The organism is Streptococcus ovis DSM 16829 (genome assembly GCF_000380125.1).
In the GTDB taxonomy this organism is placed as follows: domain Bacteria; phylum Bacillota; class Bacilli; order Lactobacillales; family Streptococcaceae; genus Streptococcus; species Streptococcus ovis.
Map to the genome: position 1 here is coordinate 214,149 of NZ_KB904563.1, position 19,114 is coordinate 233,262.

Below are 19,114 nucleotides of genomic sequence, written 5' to 3' on the forward strand. Positions count from 1 at the left end.
ATTTATTTTTTCTGGTAAAGGATCAGATGAGAAGTACCTGTATCTACAGTCTGATAGCTAGTTTCCAAGTTTTCTTTTACACTATCGAGTAGCGGGATATCCTGATTAACGACAATATATTGTGCCTCGTTCCGATTCAAATCATACACCAAATTTGCTTGATTATCTTCTGTATTTAGATAAGGTGCCGCTGCTAAAATGGTGGCCGCAGACAAACGCTCACTTTTTAGATAGACCTGTGCACTATCATCCCAAGCATAAATCTTCGCATCTTTATCCGAATTTTCTCGGATGTAAGCCGCTATGGCTGCCCGTTCTTGATGTACCGCTCCCTCTTCAAGATAGTAGATAACAGGATGAAGCGGAATCAGAAGGCAGGCCACTAACGGTAAAAAGAAACTGGCTTTTAGATAATCAAAGTTATCAAATGAGGACAAGGATAGTTCTTCATCCTCTTCTCCCATCATTTTCACTTTTTTCAATGGCAATACTGCCATCACAAAACCATAAGGAAGTAAAATAATGAGTTGGCTCAATTCAAAATTTGCATTCCCAACAATAAAGACCAATTGAAGCAAAAATGCTAGAAGAATCGTCACTGTAATATAACGATGAAAAGCTTCTTTCAGCGAGAGTATGGATTGGATAAAATTCTTCAAGAAACCTGATACCACCAAGGCTCCTAGGACAATGAGTGCCGTCCACAGGATATCCTGATGAGTGAAATCCAAGCTCACATTATAGAAGAATGTTTGCTGAATCGCTAAGCCCAGTATTTGTTCCACAAAAGCATAATACCCAACTGAATAAATAACGAGTAGAAATCCAAAAACCGTCGCAAGCAACTGATAAATCCCTCTAGCTATACGCTGATGCTGCATGTTGAAAATGAAGAGCACCAAGACTGATACAACCCATAACAGCGCACTCTTAGGATAGATCATAAAGACCAAGGCAGCATCCATTCCATAAAAGATAAACGCCTCATCGCGCACTGCATTTTCAAAATACCGAATCAAAAACCAGATGCTAGTTAGCATAAATGGCAATGCAAAGAGACTAGCATAGATACCACCAAACCCAGCTGCCAAAATAAACAGATAAAACCACACTAGAAGTTGGGTCGCACTATCTTTGCTCTTACTAAAGTAGGCCATGATTTTATAGAAATAAATCCCAGCAATAAAGAGAGCAATAAATTGAAAAATGGCAATGCCGATAGGAGTCTGAAAGAAATAACTCACATTCGTTAGCAAATAATAAAGAAGCCCACTGGTCCCAAAAAAGTCAGCATATGGACTTTGCCCTTTTGCCATAGCAAAACCAGCATAAAGGTTTTGAGTTTGCAAGTTTGTTGCTAAGCCAGTCAATAATGGATTGGCTACGCTCAACAAACTAACAAGAAGACTCCAAAACAAGGCTGGAACAAAACGAGTAGGCAACAAACTCTCTTTGAAACCTTCATTCCACTCATCTCGGACTCGTTCTGGCCTTCGTTGCCTTCGGCCACCCGCACGAGATTTTCTTGAATACAATTCTGAATCATCCATGATTCCATCTACTTCTGTCATCTTCCACTCCTTGCTATAATCATTTTTCATTATACCAAAAAGTCCTCTATCTGTCATTTCCAATTTGAATGCCATCACTAACCTAGTGTATTTGTGTGCCTCAATTCGAAATGCATATACTGTATATAGCTTTCTTTTATATCTATTTTTAGACTCTCTAGCTCAACATCAAAAACTAAGTTAACTACTTTTATCAAGGTTTAAGGAGACTATCATTTTTGTAGTGGGTAAATCCCACTTTGGAGATTATAGGGTCTTTTGAGTATCAAAAAAAGGAACCTCAATAGGTTCCCTTCTCACATTATTCTTCTTCCATAAAACTATTGAAGACTTCCTCAATCATATCCCACTCAGCTGTCGCATCTTCTGGGATTGGTTGCAAATCACCTTCTGTACCATTTTCATTTTCAGTATATGAGTAGGCCTGGATTTCTACCTCACCATTCTCATCCTCTTCTGCGCTTGCTGGAATCAAGAGAACATAGTTCTTGCCAAATTCTTCTTGACCATCAATTGTCAAGAGAATTTCGAACAAGGTTTCATTTCCTTGATCATCCACCAAAGTGATTAATTCACGTTCGTCATGGTTGTGTTCATGATCATGAGTGTGATCGTGTGCCATCAGTACGATACCAAGAATCCGCTTTGCTGTCGGATTCAATCCTTTCCATTCTTAAAATGTTCTATCCAAATAATTTTGCAAAATCAGCTGTGCAGCTAATTTATCAATAACCTTCTTACGTTTGCCACGGCTAATATCAGCTTGCTCAATCAACATCCGCTCAGCAGCCACTGTTGTCAAACGCTCATCCTGGTATTCAACAGGCAAGCTAAATAATTCTACCAATTGCTCGCCATAAGCTTGACTTGCCTCTACACGCGGACCGCTGGTGTTGTTCATATTCTTAGGGAGTCCGACTACAAATCGATCAACCTTGTACTCTTTAACCAGCTCTGTCAAACGTTCAAAACCAAACTCCCCTTTGTCCTCATCAATCGCAATGATTTCCAATCCTTGCGCCGTGAAACCAAGCGGGTCTGATATGGCAACGCCAACCGTCTTAGAGCCGACATCCAATCCCATAATTCTCATCAAAGATCAATCCCATTCTCTTTTAAATAAAAGCGGACCAATTCTTCCACAATTTCATCGCGCTCATACTTACGAATCTGATTGCGCGCATCATTGTAACGAGGAATATAAGCGGGGTCTCCACTCAATACATAGCCTACAATTTGGTTAATTGGATTATATCCTTTTTCATCTAGTGAACGATAAACATTGGTCAACGTCTTGCTAATTTCTTGTTTATTGGTATCATCTAAACGAAAACGGACAGTTTCTTCTGTGAATCCCATACTTACACCTTCCTTCTATTTATTATTATTATGTTATTATACCACAAAAATCCACTATTATCAATGATTGCGTCCGTTTAGAAGAAGAAAAAAACTTGAGGAAAACTCAAGTTTTTCTTATTGGGTTTCTTATTGGGTGATTGCTTTAGCACCTTGTAATTTCAAACCTAAAATATACTGTTTAGGCGTTAATTCAGCAAACTGGGTAAAATCAGCTCCCATCCCTTCTACCGAGGACAAGGCCTTCAAATCTACAACCGTCATGTCAATTTTAATGTTGACAATACCATCATATTCCGGCGTGACATCAGATTCTACTTCAACGCCTGGAATAGATTTTAATTGCTGGATGGATGAATCCCCATTAAAGTATTCAAGCATTTGCGCCCTTACTGTTTCAAAATCTACTCCACTCAGTTCTGTCTTAGTCGCCTCATCTGTCTGAGTGGTAATGTGCACTTCCAATTTAAGAAATTGGTCTCCCTTATAGACAACAGTCTCTTTAATCAGCTGCTTTTCACCCGCTTCACCATTTACCTCATATTCAAAGGACTCAGTTTTTTCCGTTTCTTCTGCTTGTGTTGTCTGAGTAGTGGTAGTGGTTGTTGTCATACTTTTAGATGTTGTTGTTTTTTCTGTATCCGCTGCAGTGGCATTTTGTTTCGCTGTTGTTTTTCCACAAGCAACAAAGACAAAACACGACAACAACAATACGAACAGCACATTCTTTTTCATTTGTGACTCCTCAAAAAATAGTTTACTATTTGATTATCTGAAACTTTTCTTGATTTGTCAACTAAAATAGGGGAAACGACAGTCTCCCCTACTCTATTTTTACAAAGCTGCACGCATACGAGCTTGCGCATTTTCAACATTTCGAACTGCACGCGGTAAAAAGGCACGGATATCATCTTCCTTATATCCTACCTGCAATCGCTTCTCATCAATCAAGATAGGACTTTTTAAAATACGAGGATTCGCTGTGATAATATCAATCACTTCATTCACGCTTAATTCTTCAATGTCACACTCTAAACTCTTGGCATAACGATTTTTGGAAGAAACGATACTAGCAATACCATTTTCTGTCTTTGTTAAAATATCTAATATTTCTTCTTTGGTAATCGCTTCTTTCCCAAGATTATGCTCGTTGTAAGACAACTGATGGGCGTTGAGCCAATTTTTTGCCTTTTTACAACTTGTACAGCTAGAAACTGTATAAATCTTAATCATGTAGTCTCTCCTTTGCTACATTTTATAAATACATTATAGAACATTATACCATAAAACAACTCGGTCTGGAGACCTATTTTCAATTTTTGGGCTATTTTTTTGAGGAAAAGAGGAGTATTTCCGACCAATACTCCTCTTTTCCTGGGTAAAATATACGGTAAAGCTACGATACACACTCTAAATGTCAAGAATGCTCGTTTTTTCCACCTCAATGTCATCAGTTTTAAGGGCGTCCTCTGGACTCCCCTTGCTTTTTTGCTTTCAGGCTCGGGCTAAAAAGGTCCCCCTGACCTGCCTCGATCTTTTATTTTCAGGCGAGGGTTAAAAATCTCTCCCAGAGATTTTTAATCATCCAGCTCGATGCCGCCATCAAGGTCTAGAATGAGGTCATCTGTTTCTGCTGGTGTTTCTTCGACAACAGCTGTAACTGCCTTGTCTTCTTCCGTTTCTTCAATTAGACCAAAATGTACACGGACTTTGTGGTCGATTTCGTCAAAGATTTCTGGGTGTTCTGCTAAGTATTTCTTGGCGTTTTCAGAACCTTGACCGATTTTTTCATCATTGTAAGAGAACCAGGCTCCCGATTTCTTGATAATATCAAGGTCTGTCGCAATCTTCACCAACTCACCTGTGCGTGAGATTCCCTCACCATACATAATTTCCACTTCCGCAGTTTTAAATGGTGGAGCCACTTTGTTTTTCACGACTTTAATTTTGGTTTCCTTACCAACATTTTGGTCTTTTTGATCGCCAGAACCCTTAATTTGCGTATTTCCACGAACATCCATACGAACCGACGCATAGAATTTAAGGGCACGCCCACCAGGAGTTGTTTCTGGATTTCCAAACATAACGCCCACTTTTTCACGCAACTGGTTGATAAAAATCGCAATCGTCTTTGTCTTGTTGATAGAAGCTGATAATTTACGCATAGCTTGACTCATCATCCGCGCCTGCAAACCAACGTGGCTATCGCCAATATCACCATCAATTTCTGCACGTGGAACGAGGGCAGCTACTGAGTCCACAACGACAAGGTCAACAGCGCCTGAGTCAATCAATTTCCCTGCAATTTCAAGTCCCTGCTCACCAGAATCTGGTTGGGAAAGCAGTAATTCATCAATGTTTACCCCAAGAGCCGCTGCGTATGATGGATCAAGAGCATGTTCTGCATCAATAAAGGCTGCAATGCCCCCTTCTTTTTGGGCTTGAGCTACTGCATGAAGAGCTACTGTTGTTTTACCTGAACTTTCAGGTCCATAAATCTCAATGATACGGCCTTTCGGATAACCACCTGCACCAAGTGCAATATCCAAAGCCAATGAGCCTGAACTCATGACTTGAACTTTCTGCTCTGCACGCTCACCAAGGCGCATCACTGCCCCTTTACCAAAGTCTTTTTCGATATTTTTTAGTGCATCATCCAATGCCTTACGACGCTCATCACCAAATTTTTTAGTGATTTCTTCTGTCTTCTTTGTCTTCTTAGCCAAATTTCTTTCCTTTCTCTTCAAGAGATAGTTCTATCTATTATACCAATTTTTTAGCTTTTAATAAAGCCTTTCGTACTAAATTAAAAGCATGCAATGTTGCGATATAGCGGACATCTGATCGACTTCGTCCTCCTATTACGACATGGATAGATTGGACACCTTCCTTCGTCGCAAGACCGATATAAACTGTTCCTGCCGGCTGACCTTCTAGAGAATCTGGACCTGCTACACCTGTCAACCCGAGACCAATATCTGCCCCTGTGAGTCGTCTCGACTGCTCTGCCATTTTTTCAGCAGTAAAACTTGATACAACTCCATGTTCTTCTAAGTCAGATTGGGGAATTTGGAGCATTTTTGCCTTTTCTTCTAAACTATAAGTGACAAAACCACCATTGAAAACCTGAGAAGCCCCAGAAAAGTCGGCCAGAGTAGATTGTAACAGCCCTGCCGTGAGACTTTCAGCGGCCGTGAGAGTATTTCCTGACTCTACCAGCAACTCAAAGACCACACGCGCCAGACTATTGTCATCATCATAGCCATAGTGCAAGTCCGCAAGAAGTTGCCCCTCCAAGGTCTTAACCGCTAGGAGTTCCCGCTCCATCTTGTCCAACTTGACATCTGCATCTGCTTGACTCTGAGCCTTGGTAGATAGTCGAAGAGTAACTTCACCTGTCTTTGCATAAGGTGCCAAAGTCGGATCTGTCTGCTGGTCAATCATGTCCTTTAAGACCGTCACAAGCTGACTCTCCCCCACACCAAAGAACCGCAAGACACGAGAATAGAGCTTGCTATGATTGGTTGAGAGAAGGGGCACAAGATTTTCCTGAACCATTGGCTTCAATTCACTCGGTGGACCAGGCAAAACCACATAAGTCACGCCATTAACCTCCTGCAAACCACCTACCGCTAAGCCAGTAATATTTTGAATTGGCGTAAAGCCGTCAATAATCTGCGCTTGCCGCTCATTGTTTGGTGTACGAGCATACTGAGGACGAGTGGCAAAAAACTCATCCAAGCGCTGATTGGCTTCCACATCAAAAACCAATTTCCGTCCCAGATATTTTGCCAAGGTTTGCTTGGTCAAGTCATCCTCGGTCGGTCCAAGACCACCACATAAAACCACCAAATCGCTCCGCTTACTGGCAATGTCAATCACAGATAAGAGGCGTTCCTCATTGTCCCCTACCGCTGTCTGAAAAAAAACGTCAATCCCTAATTCTGCAAATTTCTCAGATAGAAACTGGGCGTTGGTATTGACAATTTGTCCCGTTAAAATCTCTGTCCCAACAGCAATCAACTCCGCTTTCATAATCCCTCCTACTTATCTATTCGCAGTTTTTCTTTCATTGTAACAAAAAAAGTAGCAAAAGTGCTACTTTTAGTCAAGGGATTATTTCTCAAAGACTAGAACACTGGCTGAATCTATGCCAAATTCTTTCAGAGAATACTCCTTCTTTTTATCTTCATCATAGTTATATTGAACCAATTTATCATTAAACAGGAAATAATAAAGCCCATCTTGTTGAGTGAAATAAGCATCTTGCTCAAAACCTTTTCCTTTTCCTAAAGAAACGGTACGTTGACTGTTATCATCTAAATCAATGAAAGTCCACTTAGCATCTTCAACATATAGAGTATAGTGATAGACTACGAGTATATGACGTTCTTCATCATAATAGAGATCATGCGGGTATGGAATTTCGACTTGTATCTGTCCTAATTCTTGAGTGTCAAGGTTATAAGTGACAATATTATATCCTGGACCAAGTTCGCCATCTTCTCTACGTCCTCTGCTAGGTTCTGCAATGTAGAGAGTCTGCCCAATATTTATCATCTGAAGGAAACCACCACGATTCTCAGAAGTATAATCAATATCCCTTTCTTCCAATAATTCTAAATTTTTATCCAATATCCAGAGACGATTGGCATGTGCACTTGTTTCATCGTCAACACTCCCCACCAAAATATAAAGTTTCTCTCCAATAGCCAGTATATCGTTGGTTAACTCTAAAGTCGTGGTGTTAGGGATTTCTTTTTTGGAGACTTCTTTGAAATTGGAATTGTACTTATGTAAAACAACTCTATCCGTATAAACTTCTGTCCGATACAGGAACTTACCATCGTAGGTCATGGCGTAGGCATCCCCATCATCTAATATCTTGATGGAATGATTTGTTTTATCATAGCGGTAGAGGTAGGGAAAGCCTGGTTTGTTGTTTTCCATCGTTTGTCCATAGACAATATTCCCAACCTCTTCCACATAGTCATTACGTGGATACATCCTATCTGGTACTCTAGCCACCACTGTATGTTTTTTAATTTTATCTTTTTCAAAGGAAAAGGATATGGCCTCTGCCTTATTAAAAATGATAAAGTCACCGTCTGCTGTTGATGACGAAGTTTTCTGTTGTTTACAACCTGTCATCAAAAATAGACAGAACCCAATACAACATAGACTTATTATTTTTTGTACATAGTCGTCTCTCTTTATTAGCGTTTTCGATATACAATCGTCGTGTTAGGATGATCTCGTAATTCAAATGGGTGAATAGCAGCTCCGTAGTCATTTAGGCTGACGTCTGCTTGATTTCCAGAAGTATCACGATAAGCTGCCCATACGAGTTGCGAACAATAAAATTTCTTCCGAGTCCATACATCAAAGAAGTTCCAGTTATAAGGTTTTCCTATTTGTCGTGCAGCCCATTGGGCTGCCTTTTTGTCTTCCGCAACAGATGTAGTATTAACACCGACTTGCCAGATCTGTCCAGAACGTTTTTCCCAGCTGCCATAAAATACTGCGACTCCCGTTTCCTTATTGGCTTCAATAGTAGCTTGATAGTAAGGGGCTGCTGCTACAATTCCAGCATGACCATGGTTAATAATCCCTGATACTTTAGCATCGGTAATGCAAATTAGTCCATCGCGCCAGCTCCAAGTACCCTTACCCGCTTCTGCTACATCTCCAGACACTTTCCAGTCTCCAACGACAGGCTTATCCGCTTCCGCATTCCATGCTGCTACTTGTTCAGGAGAGAACTGACTCTCTATAGTACCTGCAGTTGCACTTTCTGCCACATAGTCTTCAGCATAAACTGATGAGGTATTAAGAAATCCGATACAACTGAAAACTGCTAATAAAATTCCAACTTTCTTTTTCATTGTTATGACAACCTTTCTATTTTTTATTTTACTACAAGAAAACAAACCATATTAGATAACTAATCCATTGGACTCAGCTCCTTTCTATTTATAAACTCTTATTGATTTTGCTATGGCCACAGCCACGTCCACCAGTTCTCTGCTACGGAGCTCGCAAAAGGGACAATCATCGCTAAAAATAACGTTAATTTCAATAGCCTTTTTTTCAAACTTCCTACCTCCTGCATTTATGCTATAATACTAACATACATATCAGTCATTTTTAGAAAATGTAATCTTTTGTCACATTTTAGGGAGGGATTGCTATGAGGTGGGATTTTGGTGCTGTTTATAAGAAGATCAGACTGTCTAAAGGGCTCTCGCAAAAAGATGTCTGTGGAGATCAACTTTCTCGGACAAGTTTGTCCAAAATTGAGTCTTGCGAACGTGTTCCCAGTGTTGAGAACATGATTTTTCTGCTCAATCAAATCAACATGAGCTTAGAAGAATTTCGTTAGATTTGCAATTATTATCAACCTAATGAGAAACAACGCATCCTCAATAAGGTTTACACTCATAATTCTTCAACAGACATTAAAGGATTAGAAGATATTCAAAAGGATTGTATTACTTACTTGAAAACACATCACGATGTGCCTATTCAACATATCAATGACACTTTAACAATTGTCATACATCTACGCAAGCATGGGCTTTCTGATCCTAGCACAGACTTTTTAGAAGCCACACAACGTATTTGGGAGTATATTGAATAACAAAATGAATGGTATGAAAGCGATATTCGATTACTTGGAACTATTCTCTACCACTACCCTATTGAATACCTACCTAAACTAACACAAAAACTATTTCATAGTTTAAAAAAATACCAACATTATCGAAATATTAAACCATTAGAAGCTAATTTATTGGCTACTATCGCCAAACTTTACTTGTATTCTGATCAAAAAAGGGACTGTGAAGATATCAGTGTTCGGCTACTTCGTACATCCAAGAAGATTAAGAACTATGAGACTCTGTCTATTGCGCAGGTCTATATCGGCATCTGTCGTGATGATGACGATTTGATTGAAAAGGGGTTGGCTTTATTGGAGTTAACAGGTGAAACGCGATTATTAGAAAGTCTTCGAGAGGAGGCAAAAAACTACCGCTAGGAAATTCTAGCGGTAGTTTTCTTATCGAAATTCACAGTCCACTTCGTGATCGTTGACTAGGCCTGCTGCTTGAAGGTAGGAATAGACACAGACGGGTCCTGTGAACTTAAAACCACGTTTTTTGAGGTCTTTGGCAATCGTCTCGGACAAGTCTGTTTTGGCTGGAGCCTCCCTATAGTTTTCCACATGATTGACAAGGGGTTGGCCATCCACAAATGACCATATATAAGCTTCAAAAGAACCGTATTTTTCTTGGATGGATAAGAAGGCTTGGGCATTTGCACGAGTTGCGTAGATTTTAAGGCGATTGCGGACAACCGCTGGATTTTGTAAAATAGCATCCAACTCTTCGTCTGTCATCTGGGCAACTTTTTTGATATCGTAGTTGTGGAAAGCTTCCTTGAAAGCAGCGCGTTTATTGAGGATCGTTTCCCAAGAGAGACCTGCTTGATAGGTTTCCAGGCAGAGCAACTCAAAAAGGGCGCGCTCATCGCCTCTTAGGGGCTTTCCCCATTCTTCATCATGGTAAGTTACATATAAAGGGTTATTCATCTTCACCCAGCCACACCGTTTGGTCATTGTTTTCTCCTTTGCTCTTTTAGCAAATGTTGTATCTTGTTAGCAGCGTAGACGTCTGAACTTTCTTCGATAGTATCTGTGCAAGTTCTAGTCTTCCTGACGGGGGTGTGTCTACGAAATCAAGGATTTCTGACTGACCGCCATTTTGCTGTGTATCGCTTAACGGCTCCGTATCTTATATGAATTGAACACGGTCTAAGAGCTGTGCAAAAAGATAGTTTTTCCTAGAGTCTTACGACTCTTCGTCTAAACTCCTATTTTCGCTTTGCTTTTTTAACGACCTTTGTATCTTGTTATTTCATAAGCATCTTCAAGCTAGATTTGATATATTGCTCCGTTGTTTCGGTGGTTCCTTCAAAGAAGGCTTTGATTTTCTTGAGTTCGGCTGCTTTGTAGCCGAGAGCTAATAGAGCTTCCATGGCTTCTTCCAAGGCTGGATTGCCAGTAGGGGCTGACTGAGGAGCTTTGCCATTTTCCACCGCTACATCTACGAACTTCCCTGCCAGATCCAAAATCATTTGCTGGGCTGTTTTTTTACCAATCTTTGGAAACTTCATCAGATACTTGATGTCACTGTTATCAATAGCGCGAACCAACCCTTCGTTGTCATCCACTGCAACAATAGCAAGGGCTGTGGTCGGTCCAATCCCTGATACGGAGATGAGATTGAGAAAGACGGCTTTTTCATCTTCATTATGGAAACCATAGAGGAGATGGGCATCTTCTCGAATCACCTGATGAAGATAGATTTGAATGTCTTGGTTGACTCGGTCAGAGAAACTGTAAGGGTTGGCCACATGAAGGATATAGCCTAGACCCCCAGTCTCAACAACGATATATTTGGCTGTAATTTTGGTGAGTTTTCCTTTAATATAATCAAACATAATAAACCTTTCTTATGAAGTCACTCCGTGCATACGAGCCGATTTGACAATGAGGGAAATTCCAAGCCCTGCAAAGAGGACAAAAGCCACTTGTACGCCGACGACTCCAGTAAATTGGCTAAGTGATACCATGCTACCAGCAAGAATGGCGCCCAGCGGTTGGGCTATTGAAATAAAGCCAGAGTAAGACCCAATCTTGTTTTCATCCATCATCTTAGCACGCAGGACTTGACTAGCTGGGACATTAATCATCTCTCCAATCGTGTAGACAACTGCAGATAGGAATATCGGAATCAGACTCTTGAAAGTAAAGGCAGAAAAAATTCCTCCCGCAAAAATCACTGACCCCGTCACTAATTGGGGAATGAGTCTCATTTTTTCTGTCAGACGATTGACTGTCGTCATGAGAAAGACAATCATTACAGTATTGATAAAGACGGTTAGACTGAGTAACTTAGCCCCTGTAATCTCCAGACCAAAAAGCTGAGTTGGTTGATAAATGGTTTTATAGTGGATAGGAATATAATTATCCACCTGTGTCCAGACGCTGGTAAATAGAACCGTACCTGCTGTATAAACCAGGAAGACCTTGTCCTTGATCACATCGCTGTAGTTTTTGAAAGTTGCAAACAATCCTCGTCCATGTTCAAAGACCAAATCATCTGGTCTTGTTTCTTCAAAGCGGAAAAACATAATTACGAAAGTAAATAGAGCAATCCCAGTCATCACAAGAAGCAACTCGAAAAAGTGGTCATCATAGAAAGCTCCTGCTACACCTGCGCCAATCATCACAGCCACATTCACCAACCAGTAATTAATGGTATACACAAAACGACGATTCTTTTCATTGGTCAAATCAATCAGCATGGCATCAAAGGCTGGAAAGGAAAAGTTAGACATGACTTCCACGACAAAAATCCCAAAAAATGTCAACAATGGCATGATGTGCCCAGGACGATTGGCAAAAATCGTCAGGAAATACCCTATCAGTACTCCAAAATTACCAATATCCGACACTTTCTTCCGACCAATCGAGTCTGACAGATGCCCTCCGTAGAGGATTCCCAGAAAACTCACAGCTTGTGTGACAATGACCAAAAGACCCGTAATAAAGGCCCCAAAATACTGGACATAATACATGGACATAAAAGGGAAGATGGCACTTCCCAATACAACGGACAAAAACCGCAATCCCTCCCGCCACTGCAACTGCTTAGGCAGATTAAAAAATTCTTTCACATAATCTCCTTTGGTACGTTCTCTGCAATAAACTTGTTCTAATACTTCCCTAATTCTCGCAAGCTCGTATGGTTTTCCTGAATACGGCGGAACATTTTTTCCATGTCAGACTTGGTAAAGTTGACAAGGACTGGACGACCATGTGGGCAGTTGTAAGGATTTTTACACTGGGCTAATTGTACCAGTAAATCACGCGCAGAATAGTCATCCAATGCATGGTTGGCCTTGATACTCCGTTTGCAGGACATCATGATGGCGAGTTCAGCTCGGTATTTTTTAATCGACACTTCGTTGGTCAAGAGCAGCATGTCGCACATTTCATAGATACCTGATTCAATCTCCTCTTCTTTCATCCAGATAGGGTGCTCCCGTAGGATAAACTGGTTTTCTCCATATTCTTCTAAGTTGACACCAACTTGACGGAGAGCATCCATTTTCTGCGAAAGTAGCAACGCATCGTTAGCAGGAAATTCAAAGATGTAAGGAATTAATACTTGCTGGGCCGAAGCATCTACTTCCCCAATTTTTTCTCGATAATATTCGTACTTGACCCGTTCTTGGGCAGCATGTTGGTCGATAATATAAAGGCCACCATTTCCCTGTGCGAAGAGATAAGTCCCATGCATCTGCCCAAAGTACTCCAGTTCTGGGAAAGTCGAGGTTTCTTCCTGCTCTAGCTTGTCCACCATCTTGGCGATTTCACTCTGGGTTAGGTCTGGGTGCTCCTGGTTTTGCTCCGCTACCTCCACACGCTGGGCGAAGCGAACGCTACGAGTCGGAATAGGAGCTTGAACCTGCTGTTCCTCTATTTCCTCCAGAGGCTTGATCGGCTCAGCTATTGTTTCAGGCTTGACATAAAAATCCTGCTTGACCGTATCATAGTAGAGATTTGTTTCTCTGAGAGGGAGACTAGTCTGCTCTGCTGTTTGACGAATGCGCGTGCTGGACTTCGCTAGATTTTCTAGGGCATCGGGAATCAACTCCTGCTCACGGAGCGCTGAAGCAATGGCTTGAGAAATCAAGGTCATCAATTCGCGCTCTTTGGAAATCCGCACCTCTTGCTTGGTCGGATGAACATTGACATCCGCCAAATAAGGATCAATCTGAATATCAATCACCGCAATCGGAAATCGCCCCACCATGAGCTTAGATCCATAACCATCTAAAATCGCTCGATTGAGTAGGAAATTCTTGATGTAACGACCATTGATGAGAAGGGTAATGTAATTGCGATTGGCACGCGTTAATTCAGGAAGACTGACATAACCAGATACCTGAAAATCCAAATCCTCCGCATTGATTTCGACCATTTTCTTGGCTGTTGCAATGCCGTACACTCCTGAAATAGCTTGGCGAAGATTGGCAGTTCCCGCTGTCTGCATCAGAGTGCGTTCCTCATTAATCAGGGTAAAGGCAATTTCTGGATGGGCTAGACTGAGTCGATTGACCACATCAATGATATGCGAGAGTTCAGCCTGCTGGCTCTTCATATATTTCAGGCGAGCAGGCGTATTGTAAAATAAATCTTCCACCGTCATCTGTGTTCCCACTGGACGGCTAATAGGCTCTTCACGAACTGTTTCTCCACCATGGGCTTCTAGCAACCAACCATGAGCTCCGTCCGCAGTCGCTGTCTGCACTGTCATCCGACTAACAGAAGCAATCGAAGGCAGGGCCTCACCACGGAAACCCAGGGTCCGAATCCGAAAAAGATCCGCCTGCGTCTTAATCTTACTAGTGGCATGACGACGGAGGGCTAGAGCTACCTCGTCAGCAGCAATGCCTTCGCCATTGTCAATAATCTCAATTTTTTTCAGACCAAATTCCTCAATGGAAATGGTAATCTGACTGCTTCCGGCATCAATGGCATTTTCAACTAATTCTTTGACCACACTGGCAGGGCGTTCAATCACCTCACCTGCCGCAATCTGGTTGGCCAGCACTTCTGGCAATTCAATAATTTGTTGCATACATTTCTTTCTAAGTTTGTTTTCTCAGATGGCGCTTGCGCCTATATTTCCTTCTATTATAACACAAAACAGCAATCCTATTTGGACTGCTGGTCTTCCTTCATAACAGCTCGAAGAGCAAACACACATAAGAGACAAATCAAACATGGAAAGAGGACCTTAGACCAGTCAAATCCTGTTACTATATTATACAGAATAAAAAGGCTATTAAAAACTAGAAAAAAACCATAAAATGCTAGCCGTACTATCTTCATCTCCTATCCTCCCTTCAGTTTTTTTGTCCATTATACCAGATTTTTGAGAGAAGGTACGAAACGAACTTAAAAAAAGCGAGACCAGGAAGGACTCGCTGATTATTTTATTTTTCTAAAGATCGGTTAATTTGCTCAACAGAAGCTTTCATTTGCCGGTAATTGACCCAGTAAATAAGCGCATAAATAGCAATGAACACAAACCAGAAAAAGATAAAATTGCCAAGATCAAGCGGAAACCAACCAGCCAATACTCCCAAGAGTGAGAATCCGACAAAAGACACCACAAAATGTGTCACACTCATGCGCAGCAAACTCCAGTCTTGAGCAAAAATCACATCTGCTGCTTCAAAGAGAAGACCAATCGCAAACCAAACGGTCACCACAATGGTCATTGTAGTTAGCTGATTGAAATGATGGGCGTAGTATTGCCCCATACCCGAAAAGGGATTAAGCGGGAAATATTCTCCGTTTGCAAAAATAGCTGACATCAGTAAAGAAATTACCATACCGATGGTAACGCCTAGAGCGCCTGATAAGATGTATTTTTTCATAGTCCCAAAGTCTCCTTTATAATCTTAAGATAACGACGAGAGGAATAAGTGAAATCCTCATTTTTCATAATGAGCTTGACCAAACCATTTGAAGTCAGTTGCAAGTGGTCTAAATGATTGAGATTGATAATCTCTGACTGGGAAATTTGTAAAAAGTTAGCTGGTAGTAATTCCTTGATTTGATACAGACGTAGATTGGTCGTAAATTCATCCGAAGCAGTCTTGACCCGCACCACCTTGTCCTCAATTACTAGACGAATGATTTCTGATTCCGCTAGTAAATGAACCTCTTCTCCCTTCCTAACGGTCAATCGATCCGTCTTCTTTCCAAGTTGATGAATATAATCCACCAAATTGGAAATCTGTGACGTATAAGCCTGCGCTTCGATGGTGACATTGTCTTCTACAATTCGTTCATCAATTTCCAATTTTACTTTCATATCTCTCTCCTTTCTGACTCTATTAAACCTTATTCTATCAGGGATTTCAATAGGATTTCGCTATGTGGTCATTTTGACGCTCTATACGGCAAAAGCCCCGCATCAAGCGGAGCTTTCTTCATTCTTTAAAATTTATACTTCCTTTTGCAAATTCGCTAAAGTGATCATCGCATCCATTGGTGTCATTTGATTGAGGTTCAATTGACGGATTTTTTCTACTACTGGATGATCTACAGCAAAGAGATCCATCTGCCCTGCATCAACTGGCTGGTCTGAAACCTGAGTAGTTGTGACAGAAGCTGCCTGATGTTCCAAATTTCGCAAAATGCTATCTGCTCGCTGAAGCAAGTCTGTTGGCAATCCTGCAATCTTGGCTACATGAATCCCGTAAGATTTGTCCGCCGGTCCATCCGCAATCTTATGCAAGAAGGTCACCTGCCCATCCTTTTCCAAGGTGCTGACATGAACATTTTGTAGGTGTTGCAACTCCTTATCTAGAGCAGTTAATTCATGATAATGAGTAGCAAAAAGTGTCTTCGCACCAACCTTATCGTGAATATATTCAATAATAGCCTGTGCCAAGGCCATTCCGTCGTAGGTTGCCGTTCCGCGCCCTAACTCATCAAAGAGAATGAGCGACTGTTTGCTAGCAAGGCGAACAGCCTTATTGGCCTCCATCATTTCGACCATGAAAGTTGACTGGCCACTTACCAAATCATCGGCAGCCCCAATCCGTGTAAAAATCGCATCGAAAATCGGCAAGGTAGCAGCATCCGCTGGGACATAGGCTCCCATCTGCGCCATGATGACAATCATCGCCAACTGCCGCATATAGGTGGACTTCCCACTCATGTTTGGTCCTGTAATCAGCTGCATATCGGTCTCCTCATCCAGATAAATCGAATTCGGAATATAAGACTGAGTCCCCATGACCTTCTCCACCACTGCATGACGGCCATTTTCAATGGCAATGGCTCGTTGATCTGAAAAGTTTGGTCGCACTAAGTGTTGCATCTCCGCTACAACAGCAAATGCCTGAAGCACATCCACCGTTGCCAAACCTTGTGCCAAGGCCTGCAAGCGGCCGATGTATTTCTCTACTTCCTGGCGAATCCGCATGAAAATCTCGTATTCCAGATTGGACGATTTATCACGCGCCTCTAGCATCTGTCCTTCGATTTTAGCCAACTCTTCCGTTCCAAAGCGTTCGGAATTTTTCAAAGTTGCCTTGCGGAAGAAATGAGCTGGGACATGACCGAGGTTGGAATTGGTCACATGGAAATAGTAACCATCCTTCTTATTGTAGTCAATTTTCAGGTTGTTGATACCTGAATTAGCCCTCTCTTTTGCCTCAATCTCAGCGATCCAGCCAGTCCCTTCCCGCATCACCAAACGGTATTGGTCCAGTTGTTCATCAAAGCCCGCCTTAATGATATTCCCATCGGTAATGGTCCCTTGGGCATCTGGGTCAATGGCTGCGCTAATCAAAGCATGCAGTTCAGGAATCGCATCCAGTTGGGCAATCAAGTTGGCCAAAGCTGGCTGATGTATCTGCTCTAAAATCGCCTTAATGGTAGGGACATTTCCCAAGGTCTGCGCTAGCTGTAGCAAATCTTTCGGCGTGGTCTTCCCAAATGATACTCGACTAGCTAGGCGCTCGATGTCATAGACACCTTTGAGACTTTCGGTCACATCACTCCGCTCAAAAAAATAATCTAAGAACACTTGGACGATTTCCTGCCGCTCCAAAATCCGCGATGAATCCACCAAGGGACGGTCAATCCAAGAGCGAAGCAAACGCATCCCCATAGCTGTCTTAGTCTCATCCATCAACCAATACAAACTACCATGTTTTTTCCCAGTCCGTCCATTTTCTAGGAGATCTAGACTGGACTTGGTCGCATAATCCATCTGCAAGTAATCTTTAATTTCATAGCGTTGCACCTTTTGCAGGTGAGATAATTCCCGCAACTGAGTCCGATGGACATAACTGAGCAACTTTCCTGCAACAGCCTTTTCAAGCTCTGACAAGGAGCTATCTATCAGTTGTACATCTTCCACACAATCCGTTTCCTGTGAAAGCAGAAGATTCATCTGACTGTGTAACACCTGTTCTTGACTTTCCGTCAGTTCAAATCCTACTACAACTTCTCGCGCCCGTAAATTACGGATTTCTCCAGAGACACTAGCAAAATCTGCCAATTTGGTCACAAAGAATTGCCCCGTTGCCACATCCATGTAAGACAAGGCGAATTCCTTTCCATCTCGATCAATGGCCACAAGGAAATTGCTCTCTGCATCTGGCTTAGCCGAATCTACAACTGTTCCCGGTGTAATAATCTGTACCACAGCCCGCTTGACAACGCCCACAGCTGTTTTAGGATCTTCCATTTGCTCAGCAATCGCCACCTTGTGTCCCAATTCGACCAAGGTATCAATATACTGCTGGGCAGCATGATAAGGAACACCTGCCATCGGAATCGGATGCTCTGCATTTTTATTCCGACTCGTCAAGGTCAACTCCAAAATCTGTGCCGCTTCTACTGCATCTTCATAAAATAATTCGTAGAAATCTCCCATGCGGAAAAGCAAAAAAGCATCTGGATGCTGCGCTTTAATATCCAGATACTGTTGCATACCGGGAGAAATTTTTTCTTTCGTCATAATGTCCCTATCCTAGTAAAAATTGATTGATTTCACTCTCTACCTGCTGAGCAGCCTCCTCATTACGACAAATGACCAAGAGCGTATCTGCACCAGCAATGGTTCCCAAAACAGTCGATGGTTTTTCTGCATCAATAATATTGGCCATCAAGGCTGCTTCTCCTAAATCCGAATGCAAGACTAAGATAAAACTAGCACGCTCCACCTTATAAGCATATTCTGCTAATAATTGGCTAAAAGCTTCCTCTCTTTCCTCAACAGTTAAAGAATAGTAAGAACGACCATTTTCATAAATCTTGACGAGCCCTAACTCACGTAAGTCCCTTGAAAGAGTTGTCTGGGTTACAAAAACACCATTCTTTTCTAGGCCTGCTTGAATATCCGCTTGTCTTCCAATCTTCTCTTGACGGATCATTGACTTAATCAATTCATGTCTGTCTCTTTTATTCACATTTGTACCTCAGAATATCATAATTATTAATAGTATAACAAATTTTAGGTTTTTTATCATTTTTTATAGCAAAAATGTGTTAAAATAGAATCAAGAAATCTGGAGGTCATTCT

The 19,114-nt window shown here is 41.6% G+C and carries 20 protein-coding genes; 2 read left to right on the forward strand and 18 right to left on the reverse strand.

All coding sequences use genetic code 11. The features are described from left to right. Nucleotides 1–2: 2 nt before the first annotated feature. The 10 genes from A3I9_RS0102645 to A3I9_RS0102695 form a co-directional block, all read right to left on the reverse strand. Nucleotides 3–1,571, reverse strand: a complete 1,569-nt coding sequence (locus A3I9_RS0102645; protein ID WP_018377540.1) for a hypothetical protein — start codon at nucleotides 1,569–1,571, stop codon at nucleotides 3–5. Between the two features lie 301 nt (nucleotides 1,572–1,872). Continuing rightward, nucleotides 1,873–2,193, reverse strand: coding sequence for a DUF1292 domain-containing protein (locus A3I9_RS0102650; RefSeq protein WP_026217300.1), 321 nt, complete (start codon nucleotides 2,191–2,193; stop codon nucleotides 1,873–1,875). Between the two features lie 51 nt (nucleotides 2,194–2,244). Then, a complete protein-coding gene (gene ruvX / locus A3I9_RS0102655; RefSeq protein WP_042361589.1) occupies nucleotides 2,245–2,664 on the reverse strand; it encodes a Holliday junction resolvase RuvX in 420 nt (139 codons plus the stop codon). Further along, complete coding sequence (locus A3I9_RS0102660; protein WP_018377543.1) at nucleotides 2,664–2,930, reverse strand: IreB family regulatory phosphoprotein; 267 nt, start codon at nucleotides 2,928–2,930, stop codon at nucleotides 2,664–2,666. The genes ruvX and A3I9_RS0102660 overlap by 1 nt, the downstream gene beginning before the upstream one ends. Nucleotides 2,931–3,059: 129 nt before the next feature. Beyond that, nucleotides 3,060–3,665 carry an SP0191 family lipoprotein gene (locus A3I9_RS12970; RefSeq protein ID WP_018377544.1) on the reverse strand — a complete coding sequence of 202 codons (606 nt, stop codon included), beginning with the start codon at nucleotides 3,663–3,665 and terminating at the stop codon, nucleotides 3,060–3,062. Nucleotides 3,666–3,764: 99 nt separating this feature from the next. Further along, nucleotides 3,765–4,163, reverse strand: a complete 399-nt coding sequence (gene spx / locus A3I9_RS0102670; RefSeq protein WP_018377545.1) for a transcriptional regulator Spx — start codon at nucleotides 4,161–4,163, stop codon at nucleotides 3,765–3,767. Between the two features lie 344 nt (nucleotides 4,164–4,507). Continuing rightward, the gene (gene recA, locus A3I9_RS0102680) at nucleotides 4,508–5,656 is read right to left on the reverse strand and encodes a recombinase RecA (RefSeq protein WP_018377547.1); all 1,149 of its coding nucleotides are present in this window, start codon (nucleotides 5,654–5,656) and stop codon (nucleotides 4,508–4,510) included. Between the two features lie 37 nt (nucleotides 5,657–5,693). Continuing rightward, nucleotides 5,694–6,965 (reverse strand): competence/damage-inducible protein A, encoded by a 1,272-nt coding sequence (locus A3I9_RS0102685; RefSeq protein WP_018377548.1) that lies wholly within the window; start codon nucleotides 6,963–6,965, stop codon nucleotides 5,694–5,696. 81 nt (nucleotides 6,966–7,046) lie between these two features. Next, nucleotides 7,047–8,081: a hypothetical protein gene (locus A3I9_RS0102690; RefSeq protein WP_018377549.1), complete on the reverse strand. Its 1,035-nt coding sequence runs from the start codon at nucleotides 8,079–8,081 to the stop codon at nucleotides 7,047–7,049. Between the two features lie 65 nt (nucleotides 8,082–8,146). Next, the gene (locus tag A3I9_RS0102695; RefSeq protein WP_018377550.1) at nucleotides 8,147–8,815 is read right to left on the reverse strand and encodes a YiiX/YebB-like N1pC/P60 family cysteine hydrolase; all 669 of its coding nucleotides are present in this window, start codon (nucleotides 8,813–8,815) and stop codon (nucleotides 8,147–8,149) included. A gap of 305 nt (nucleotides 8,816–9,120) precedes the next feature. Between A3I9_RS0102695 and A3I9_RS13680 the strand changes: the two genes are divergently transcribed. Continuing rightward, the gene (locus A3I9_RS13680; RefSeq protein ID WP_018377551.1) at nucleotides 9,121–9,312 is read left to right on the forward strand and encodes a helix-turn-helix domain-containing protein; all 192 of its coding nucleotides are present in this window, start codon (nucleotides 9,121–9,123) and stop codon (nucleotides 9,310–9,312) included. Nucleotides 9,313–9,723: 411 nt separating this feature from the next. Further along, nucleotides 9,724–9,969 (forward strand): hypothetical protein, encoded by a 246-nt coding sequence (locus A3I9_RS13685; RefSeq protein WP_018377552.1) that lies wholly within the window; start codon nucleotides 9,724–9,726, stop codon nucleotides 9,967–9,969. Between the two features lie 21 nt (nucleotides 9,970–9,990). Here the strand turns inward: A3I9_RS13685 and A3I9_RS0102710 are convergent, their stop codons facing one another. The 8 genes from A3I9_RS0102710 to argR form a co-directional block, all read right to left on the reverse strand. Then, nucleotides 9,991–10,548, reverse strand: a complete 558-nt coding sequence (locus A3I9_RS0102710; RefSeq protein ID WP_018377553.1) for a DNA-3-methyladenine glycosylase I — start codon at nucleotides 10,546–10,548, stop codon at nucleotides 9,991–9,993. 293 nt (nucleotides 10,549–10,841) lie between these two features. Next, the gene (ruvA, locus tag A3I9_RS0102715) at nucleotides 10,842–11,432 is read right to left on the reverse strand and encodes a Holliday junction branch migration protein RuvA (protein WP_018377554.1); all 591 of its coding nucleotides are present in this window, start codon (nucleotides 11,430–11,432) and stop codon (nucleotides 10,842–10,844) included. Nucleotides 11,433–11,444: 12 nt separating this feature from the next. Then, entirely contained in the window at nucleotides 11,445–12,671 is a 1,227-nt protein-coding gene (locus tag A3I9_RS0102720; RefSeq protein WP_018377555.1) for an MFS transporter, read from the reverse strand. Nucleotides 12,672–12,709: 38 nt separating this feature from the next. Further along, nucleotides 12,710–14,641 carry a DNA mismatch repair endonuclease MutL gene (mutL, locus tag A3I9_RS0102725; protein ID WP_018377556.1) on the reverse strand — a complete coding sequence of 644 codons (1,932 nt, stop codon included), beginning with the start codon at nucleotides 14,639–14,641 and terminating at the stop codon, nucleotides 12,710–12,712. Nucleotides 14,642–14,999: 358 nt separating this feature from the next. Next, the gene (locus A3I9_RS0102735) at nucleotides 15,000–15,446 is read right to left on the reverse strand and encodes a DUF3021 domain-containing protein (protein ID WP_018377558.1); all 447 of its coding nucleotides are present in this window, start codon (nucleotides 15,444–15,446) and stop codon (nucleotides 15,000–15,002) included. Continuing rightward, nucleotides 15,443–15,886 (reverse strand): LytTR family DNA-binding domain-containing protein, encoded by a 444-nt coding sequence (locus A3I9_RS0102740; protein WP_018377559.1) that lies wholly within the window; start codon nucleotides 15,884–15,886, stop codon nucleotides 15,443–15,445. Before A3I9_RS0102740 ends, A3I9_RS0102735 begins: the two co-directional genes overlap by 4 nt. A gap of 132 nt (nucleotides 15,887–16,018) precedes the next feature. After that, a complete protein-coding gene (mutS, locus tag A3I9_RS0102745) occupies nucleotides 16,019–18,550 on the reverse strand; it encodes a DNA mismatch repair protein MutS (protein WP_018377560.1) in 2,532 nt (843 codons plus the stop codon). Nucleotides 18,551–18,557: 7 nt separating this feature from the next. Next, nucleotides 18,558–19,001, reverse strand: a complete 444-nt coding sequence (argR, locus tag A3I9_RS0102750) for an arginine repressor (protein ID WP_026217301.1) — start codon at nucleotides 18,999–19,001, stop codon at nucleotides 18,558–18,560. Between the last annotated feature and the right edge of the window lie 113 nt (nucleotides 19,002–19,114).